Here is a 9860-nt window from a genome sequence, read left to right as displayed (position 1 = left end):
AGGTCGTGGTGATGGCGGAAGTACTGCGCGTTCGACTCCGGCTTCACCGCATCCGACCCGAAGATGAACCGGTCCGGGTGCAGGCGCACCAGCTCGATGAACCGGTCCAGGATCGGCGTCGAACCATCCGCCTCCACCGCCAGCAGATGCCGCGCGACCTCGTTCCACGAGATGTCGAAACTCACGTGATCGAACCGCGGATCCGCCAACACCTGACCGATCAGATCCAGGTGCCCCACCGACATCGTCGTGAACTTCCCGACACCCAGATGCGCCAGGATGATCTTCGCCTGCGGGTACTGCGCCAACAACGCCAGCAACGGCGCCCCGAACCGCTCATCCGGCGTCACATCCGAGAACCGACCGTTCCCGGTCACCCGCGCCAGACCGAAGTCGTTGTGCAACACCACCAGATAGCCGACCTCGGCCGAAGCCTGCAGCAACTCCCGCAGGTGCGGGTTGTAGACCGGCAGCCGGCCCGAGGCGATGTCCCGCCGCGCCCTCTCCAGTTCCGCCGACGCCCGCGGATGACCCGCCGCCGCCAGCAGCCCCGCGATCGCGCCGATGTTGTCCACCAGCACGTCGGCCAGACCGGCCGCCACCCCGACCGGATCAGCCGGGTCCCGGGTCCCGATCATCGAGGTCAGCTCGTCCGGCAGCCCGTGCAGGCGTCCGGCGTCGAGGTCGCCCTCGCGCAGCGCCGTCCGCAGCAGGCCGACCGCGGCCACCAGCCGCTGCACCAGGTTCGCCCACGCCGGGTTGATGGTGCGGATGGCCTGGTCACCCAGCAGATCGGTGACCGCCTCCTTCGCGATCGTCGTCTCCCCGACCAGCACCGCCAGGTCCGGGTTCAGCATCGCCAGGGTCCGCAGGTAACCCAGCGCGCCCGGAACGTCCATCCGCGCGCCGACCACACCCACGACGGCCCGCCACCGCAGTTCGGCGGGCAGTGCCCGCACCGCGTCCAGCAGCCGGACGTCGGGGAACTTGCCCCACATCTGCAGCATCGGCTGGTTGAACAACAACCCGAGCGTCAGCACGCTCGCGATGCCGTAGTAGAACGACCCACCCAGCGTCGCCAGACCCATCCCCCGCTGCGGAATCGGGTGGAACGTGATCACACCCTGGTGACCCGCATCCCGCAACCGCTGCAGGAACCCGGCAATACCGTTGTTGCGCGGGTCGTCGTACCCGAGATGGTGGAAATGACCGTCCGACAGGTCGTACACCGCCATCCGCTCGCGGCCGATCATCCCCGCGAGCTGGTCACCCACCAACATCGCCAGCTGGTAATCACCCCGACCGGCATCGATGTCACGCACCATCCGGCGCAGCTCGGCCGTGGTCACCGACCTCCCGTCGGCGAGCGTCACCCGCTCCTCACCCGCCGGGTTCCACCAACCCCAGAAGCCGATCCACCGCTCCCTCAGCGCGTCCACCCAACGGAGGCGCTCCCGCGGATCCGCCGACGGCAGCCGCGTGATCGCACTGACCTGCTCCCAGTCCAGGCCGGTGAGCAACGCGATCACGCGCGCCGGCAGGCCGGCCTCCGCGGCGTGCACCACCGCGCGGGTGACGTCCGAGATGAACCCGTCCAGCGCGGCATCCCGGCGCTGGACCGCCTGCCGGGTGCGCCCGTTGCGCGCCGCCAGCTGGTCGAACCCGGCCGCATCCCGGCCCGCGTCGAGCACCGCCGCGATCCCACCGGCGGCCGCGATCGCCCGCTCCCGCTCCGCCCGGTTCCGCGCCAGCGCACCCTCGGCCGCAGCCACCCCGCGGTCCCGGCCCGGGGTGAACGGGCCGACGGCCAGGCGCAGCTCCCGGCCCGCCCCGTGCAGGCCGGCGAACCACGCGGCGTACCCGAGGCCGGGCGGACCCCGCACGACGATGGCCCACCCGCGGCGGGCCAGGCCGGCCAGCCACACCGCGGCCCGCACAGCCAGCGCCACCGGCGACGGCAGCGGCGCGCGACCGGCGAGCTCCGCCGCCGGGCCACCCCGCACCGGTGCACCGCCGGACAGCATCCGGCCGGTCGCCCGATCGAACGCCTCGTGCGCACGTTCGACCGCCGCCCGCTCCTGCTGCCGGCCCGCCACCAGGTCGTCGAGGGCGGCAGCTACCAGGCGCAGCCGGGTCTCGAAGCCGCCGAACCGGTCGATCCGTAGACCCACCGACGCACCCACCGCCGCCGGCACGTCGACGAGGCCCTCGGCGAGCGCCCACGACCACACCAGCGCGACAGGCACGTCGAGCGCGGTCGCGATCTGTTCCAGCGCGTCCGTCGGCACGGCCGCGCCGTCGGCCGGGTTGAGCAGCCAGCGCACCCCCGTGGCCAGCAGCTCCTCGATCGCCTCGTCCGCAGCGGCGAGCCGCGCCCGGCGCGTCACCAGGATCTGCCACCGGCCGTCCAGGTCCGGTGCCGAGCCCCAGATCGCGCGGGCCGGGGCCAGCAGCATCGCGGCGGCCCCCACCGGGATCCGCAGCGCCCGCGCGAGCGCCCGGTCGGTCACGCCGAGCCGGGCGGCGTCGGTCAGCACGTCCCCGGCGAGCCGGTCCACGCGTGCCCGGGCAGCATCCCGTGCCGCATCCGGTGTCGCGGTGCCGGCGCCCTGCCGGGCACGCGCCTCGGCGGCCACGAGCTCCTCCACGGCCACGCGGCCGTCCGGCGTGCCCAGCGCGGCGAGCAGCCGCTCGAGCACCACCCAGCGGCGGGTGGGCACCGGCGCGCGGCGCGCGGCCTTCAGCGCGGCACGGATCTTGCGTGCCAGCCAGATCAGGGCGCTCGCAGCGAACACCGCCGCGATCGAGAGGAGCAGGACCACTCCCCAGCCCGTCATCCGCAGATCCTTCGCGGGCGGAGCGCGGGACGGCCCGGGCTTCGACGTGCTGGGAGCGGGGGTGCCCGGGGTCGCCGTCGGCGGGCTCGAGCTGCTCGGCGCGGGCGAGGACGGGCTGGGAGTCGCGGTGCCGGGCACCGGGGTCGTCGGCGCCGGGCTGCTCGGGGCAGGCGTGGTCGGTGCGGGCGTCGTCGGGACCGGCGTGGTCGGAGCCGGCGTGGTCGGGGCGGGCTTCGTCGGAGTCGGCTCGGTCGGAGTCGGCTCGGTCGGAGTCGGCTCGGTCGGAGTCGGCTTCGTCGGGGTGGGCTTCTCCTCCTTGCCCGGCTTGCCGCCGTCCCCGGGTTCGCGCTCGCCGGCCGGAACCGTGAACGTCTCGTCCGGGAAGATCAGGTTCGGGTTGCGGCCCGCGAGCTCTCGCCGGTTGGCGTCCGCCACGTCCGTCCAGTCGGCCAGGTCGAACCGGTCCGCCACCCGCGACAGGCTGTCCGCGTAGCCACCGGGGGACGAGGGCTGCACCACCCACGTCGTCCCGGTGCCGGAAGGCGCCGCGAACTTCGTCCCCACCGGCAGCGGCACGTCGTCGGCCGGAAGCGCCAGGTCGGGGTTACGCACCTGCACCGCGGCCCGCACCGCGGCCGGGGTGGTGCCTAGCCCGCGCGCCAGCCGGGTCACGGAGTCGCCGGGTTGGCTCACCACGTCGCGGCCGTGCGCCGCCTGCTGCGGGGTCGCGGACACGCTCACGCGGGCCGCAGGCGGCCCGGGATCGGCCGCAGCTGCGGTGGCGGGCAGGCCGAGCCCGAGCACCGTCACCACGGCCACCCCGGTGACCGCCACGGCCGCCCGCAGCACGGAGGCACGGCCGGCCACCCACACCCGGAAGCGCGCCACAGCCAACCCACCCGCCAGCCGGGCCGCGTGCAGGCCGTGCCGCAACCCGGTGTGCCGGTCGCCGGCCAGGTGGAAGCCGTGCTCGTGCGCGAGCACCCGCGTCCACCAACCCGCGGTCAACCGGCCGGCGGCGATGTGCCCGTCGACCTCGGCGAGGACGTCCTCGAACACGAGCACGACGCCGCCGTGCGCGGCCCACCCGAACGCGACCACGTTCTCCGCACCGGCCGGGCGCAGCTCGGCGGGCACCGCCATGACCGTCACGCCGGGCGGGGCACGCGGCAGGTGCGGGTAGCGCTGCGGGTCGAGGGGCACGGCGGCGTCGTGGAGCGCCGCGAGCGCACCCGACATCGCCCGGCGGGCCCGACCGAACGGGTCGACCGCCACGGTGCCACCCGAGCCGCCCGTGCCGTCCACCCGCCTGCCGGGAGCGAGGGTCACGAGGTCCCGCTCGCCGGCGATGATGCGGCCGGTGTTGACCCGGGCCGGGGAGTCGTCCTGCCAGTAGCTGGCGTGTGGCCCGATCAGCCCGTAGGTGCCGCCCGTGCCTGCGTCGAACACGGTGGCGCCGAAACGGGGATCGGTGGGCAGCAGGTTGTGCCAGCGCCGCGGCGTGGTGAGGATCGGGTCCCTGGTGGCGGTGCCCGCCCACACCCGGCCCGCGGCCAGGTGGAACTGCGCGGCCGAGTCCAGGGTGGTGCCCGGGCTGCCGAGCAGCACGAGGTCGTCGATCGGCAGCCCGTAATCCGCGGCGGTGACGCCGGCGAGGACCGAGCCGTAGCTGTGCGCCACGAGCGTGAGGTGCGGCAGCGCGCCCCGGTGGGTGGCGTGCAGCCCTTCCAGGAAGCTGTGCAGAAGGGGAGCGGCGGTCCGCGCGGGGGCCTCGCTGCCGGCGTTCGGGATGGTCTGCGGCCAGTCCTGCAGGTGTCCCCACGCGATCACGGCCGTGCTGTCCGCGCCCGCCTCGACCGCGGCGCGGCGCATCGCCCTGGCGCGGTCGAGCGGGACCTCGATGCGCGAGAAGCGGTACCGCATGCCTGGCACGAACACCGCCACGTGGTCGGCGGTGTCGGGGTTCCCCACCGAGATCGCGGCCTGCCCGCGGACCTTGCTGATGTCGTAGGTGAGGAGGAGCAGCGAGGCGTCGGCCTCCAGCTCGGCCAGCAGCGTGCGGATTCCCGCGAGCTTGGCGCGCAGCACCATCTGCTCCCGGCGCACGCCGAGCAGGGTGAGCAGCCCACTCTGGAGCAGCTCCAGCTGCTGCTCCAGCAGCTGCTGGTCGTTGCGCAGAGCCTGGACGTTGATCCGGTGCCGGTCGATGGCCGGGATGCCGTCCATGTTCCCGAGCTCGGGGCGGCGCGTCGGCTCCTCGATCTGGGAGACCTGGCTCAGCCCTCTCCACCAGCGGGCGGTGGCGGCCTGGCTGGTGCCCACCGCGGCGAGCAGCGGGCGGAGCTGATCGGTCAATCGGCGGGGGCCCCGGACGGGCGGGGCGTCGAGCAGGTCGGCCACCCGGTGCAGCTGGCGCCGGCGCGCCGGGTCGACCTCGGCACCGCGGCGGTCCAGCCGCGAGAGCAGCGCCGCGCCCTCCTCGCTGATCGAGAAGCGCTGCCGGCGTGCCCGGTCGTCGACCTGCACGAGACCCGATTCGGCGAGCGCTCGGAGCCAGGTGCGCGTGTCACGCGCCGACAGCCCGACGTCGAACTCGTCAGCGGTGCTCCCGGGGTGCGCGGCCACCTCGTCCAGCAGCACGCGCAGGCTCCCGGGCCGCTCCGGCTCGAGCAGCGCGACGCGGCGCAGCGCGCCTGCCGCGTTCACGGCGGTCCGCTGCCACCACGGCCTGCCACCTGCCACGTCGCGTGCCATCGCGGCCAGCTCGCGGCGGACCGGACGCGGGTAGTCGCCCCAGACGTCGCGCTCGCGGTGGCTGGGATCGGCGTGGACGACGTGGGCGAGCTCGTGGTCCTCCAGGAAGCGCCGGGTCGTCTCGGACGTCGACCGCAGCCAGTCCTCGAAGAACGCGCGGTCGGCGAACACCTCGCGGGTCGAGACGTCGACCAGGTAGACGACCAGCAGGTCGGACCCGGCCTCGGTCAGCCGCTCGTGCAGCCCGTCGACCAGGCGCAGCGACATCTCGGCTTCCGACCACCTGCCGCTCGGGCTCGCGACGAGCAGGTCGTCGGCCTCCGCGGCGGAGATCGCACCCGCCTCGCGCAGCTCGGCCAGCACCGCCGCCTCCGGCTCGCCCGGCACGGCGGGTGACCCGGTGCGGGTGAGCGCGAACGCGTGCGGCGGAGGTCCGCGCGGCCGGCGCGGTTCCCGCTTCGGGTCCGCGGCGGGCCGCAGCGGGCCGATCAGCTCGGCGATCCCCGGCGCCAGCCGCTGCAACGCGGCGACGAGGGGCGCGCGGTCGGCGGGCGGCACCTGGTTCAGCTGCCCGGTCAGCGCGGTGCTGAGCCGGGCCATCCGGGCGCGGCGCTGCAGGCGGGTCAGCCCGTTGCCGTCGGCGCGCAGGAACCGCCACTCCGCCACCACGCCGTCGAAGCCCGCCGGGACACCGGGACGCGGCTCGTCCCGTGCGGGTGCGGGAGGTGCGGGGACCGGCGCCGGGGCGGGGCCCTCGCCCACGTCCGGTCGGGCCGGCTCGCGGAGGGCGCGGGTGACGGCCCGGCTGGCCGAGGGAGCACCGCCGAGGTCGACGCGCAGCGCGCGGCCCAGTTCGGCCGGCTCGTCGCGGCGCGCGGGATCGGCGACGGCACCGCTGCCGGCGAGGCGCTCGGCCGTGCGCGGGCCCAGGCTGATCTCACCGAGGGCCACCAGGTCCGCCAGCAGTTCCCAGGCCTTCGGGCTCAGCGCGTGCCGGCTCTTCTCGCGGCCCTGCCGGGACACCGTCACGAGGCCCCACGTCGAGACCATCCGGTCCATCCGGTCCCGGACCGTCTGGTACGGCAGCCCCAGGGTGCGCGCCAGCTCGTCGAGGGTGATGCCCTCCGGCCGGGCGCCGATCGCGTCGAGCATCGCGCCCACCGAGTGCGGGTGCGCGTCGGCGCCCGTGCCCGGCGCGGCAGGCAGCTCGCCCAGCAAGCCGTCAGACACGCGACGCGCCTCCGCGACCGCGTCCGCGAACCGCCGGGTGGCACCGGACTTCGACAGCCCGGGATCGGTGCTCCACCAGGGCTCCAGCACCGCCCACGCGGCCCGCGCCCGAGCGGTCTGCCCGGCGAGCATCTCGAGCACCCCGTCGGGCACGTGGTAGACGATGGTGCGCCCCTCGCGGTGCGCCACCAGCAGGCCCGCCTCGGTGAGCCACCCGAGCTTCCGGTGCAGCGCCGTGCCGCTGTGCGGCGAGCCCCGTGCCAGCTCGACCGCGCTGATCCCGGGCTGCTGCGCGATGGTCTCGAAGAGCACCGACAGCGAGTAGGGGCGACCGGCCTCCGTCACGGCGGCCTGCAGCGCGGTGGGCCAGGACCGCGGCAGCGGCGCGGCCGCGAGCACCTGCTCCTCGGTCCAGCGCGGGTGGGCCAGGTGGGTCAGCTCGTGCACCAGCAGCGCGCGCACGACGTCCGGGTGCGTGCCGGCCAGCTCGCGCAGCACCGCCCAGACGCGCGCGTCGACGTTGATGTTCCGGTCGGAGTAGAGGACCAGGTCGTCGACACCGGTCCGCGTGTGGACGTCGCGGTTCAGGCCGACGTGGACGAGCAGCAGCGGCCACCCGGCGACCCGGAACGCGTCCCGCTCCACGCCGACGCGGTCACCGAAGGCCGCGAGCGCGTCGGCGGACACGGTCCGACCAGGGGTGCGGATGATCGCCGAGCGGGGGTGGTTCATGCCCGCGTGCGACAGCCGGGCCGGGCCGCCGCCTCGGGGCCGGGTGGCCCGCCAGGTGTCGAACCGCGCCGCCGCCCGGAGGACGACCAGTGCGACCGCCGCCGCCGCGAGCAGGTGCCACCCGTGGCCCGGCAGCAGGGTGACGACCCCGAAGACCATGAGGCTGGCGTTGAGCACCCCGTTCGCGATCGCGCCGCGCCGCGGCGCCAGGCGGCCGAGCTTGCCCTCGCTGATCAGGCCCAGGATCGTCAGGTAGCCGGACGAGAAGGTCAGCGCCATCGCGGGGATGACCATCGGCGAGCTGTCGATGAACCCGAACTGCACGGTCAGCAGGACGTTCGCCACCGTGATCATCGGCAGGGCCCGCTGGTGCACCAGCTTGCGGATCAGCGGGTGGGCCCCGACGTCCCAGCCCGCCCAGCCGGTGATCGCCGACGGGGCGGCCTGGCCGAGGAACAGCAGGTCCGCGAGCAGGAAGGCGGCGTTGACGACCATGACGAAGCCGTCGGTCGTCACGACACCGTGGAAGTGGCCGAACGCGTTCACCACGAACGTCGCCGCCAGCGCGGTGTTCAGCAGCCGGCCCAGCAGCCCGCTGTGCGGGTTCAGCGCGTGGAACGACTGCGCCTGCGCACCCAGCGCGTTCCCGTCCCGGTCCAGGAACTGCGAGAACTCCTTCAACGCCGTCTCGAACCGGCTCCGCACCGACTCATCGGGCTCCAGCTGCTTCTCCTCCAGCACCACCGCTTCCCTGAGGGACTCCGCGACGACCCTGCGGAAGTCGTCGAGCTGCTGCGGGGTGGCGCGATCGAAGTACGCGTTGTCGCGCATCGTCTTGATCAAGTGCTGGATGGTGCCGACGTTGAACTGGCCGCGTTCGAGGATCGACTCCACCAGCACGCGCATCTGCTGGCTGTACGCACCGCGGTGCAGGTTCACCGCACCGCGCACCGCGAACGCCACGTAGCCCGCCGTCGTGGTCGTCAGCACCGGCCACAGGGCCCAGCCACCGATCGCCACCACACCGGCGAACACCACCGCCGCGATCGCGGTGTGCCGGATCAGACGGGCCCGGGTGCGACTCCGCTCGGCCGTGTCGTCGAGCCGGCGCAGCTCGGACTCCTGAGTCAGTTCCAGCACCTGCCGCGCCCATGCCGGGGTGGTCGCCGCCCCGGTCTGGCCTGCGGAGATGAGCGCCTGCACCGTGTACGGGTCGCCCGCGGCGTCGAGCAGGCCCAGCTCGCCGGTGTGCGTCGCGGCCTCCAGCTCGAACGCCCGTGCCGCGCGGCGGGCCTCACGCGCCGCCCGCCGGTCGTCGCGGGCGTTCTTGTGGTCGAACCACGAGGCACGCAGCGCCGAGATGATCAACCGGACGGACAGGCGCCTGCCTTCGACGACGGCCGGGACCACAGCGTTGTGCCACCCGACCAGGCTCTGCACCTGGCGGTTGTCCACCCCGAGCAGCATCGGCGACCCGTTGACCGAGGTGCCGTCCGGCAGCAGGTAGTCGGGGCCCGCCCCCGGCGCCGTGGGCGTCAGCTCACGGTCCGCGAACCAGTCCTGCGTGTGGCGGCGCCGCTCGGGGCTGAGCTTCAACGCGTCGAACAGGGCGTTCCACTGCTTGCGTGAGGTCGGATCCGACCACTCGTTGAACACCCACTGCTGGACGTCGCGCTGCGCGTCGGCCAACCGCGTCTCCAGCACCCGGTAGCGGACGTTCGCCAACGCGTCCGCACCCACCTCGTCGCGGATCCGCATGAAGATCGGCTCGAGGTCGTGGTGGTGGCGGAAGTACTGCGCGTTCGACTCCGGCTTCACCGCATCCGACCCGAAGATGAACCGGTCCGGGTGCAGGCGCACCAGCTCGATGAACCGGTCCAGGATCGGCGTCGAACCATCCGCCTCCACCGCCAGCAGATGCCGCGCGACCTCGTTCCACGAGATGTCGAAACTCACGTGATCGAACCGCGGATCCGCCAGCACCTGACCGATCAGATCCAGGTGCCCCACCGACATCGTCGTGAACTTCCCGACACCCAGGTGCGCCAGGATGATCTTCGCCTGCGGGTACTGCGCCAACAACGCCAGCAACGGCGCCCCGAACCGCTCATCCGGCGTCACATCCGAGAACCGACCGTTCCCGGTCACCCGCGCCAGACCGAAGTCGTTGTGCAACACCACCAGATAGCCGACCTCGGCCGAAGCCTGCAGCAACTCCCGCAGATGCGGGTTGTACACCGGCAACCGGCCCGACTCGATCTGCCGACGCGCCGTGGCCAACTCCGCACCCGAACGCGGGTGCCCCGC

General features: G+C 74.1%; 1 protein-coding gene. It reads right to left on the bottom strand.

Features of this window, described 5'->3' with window-relative positions:
• A partial coding sequence (locus ACFPL3_RS41775) for an alpha/beta hydrolase (RefSeq protein ID WP_379590993.1) occupies positions 1 to 9833 on the bottom strand: 9833 nt, incomplete at its 3' end.
• Positions 9834 to 9860: the final 27 nt, after the last annotated feature.

Source organism: Pseudonocardia zijingensis, assembly GCF_042657305.1.
Classification (GTDB): Bacteria; Actinomycetota; Actinomycetes; order Mycobacteriales; family Pseudonocardiaceae; genus Pseudonocardia; species Pseudonocardia zijingensis.
The sequence above is the reverse complement of the archived record's forward strand: the minus strand, read 5'-3'. Positions and strand labels throughout refer to the sequence as shown.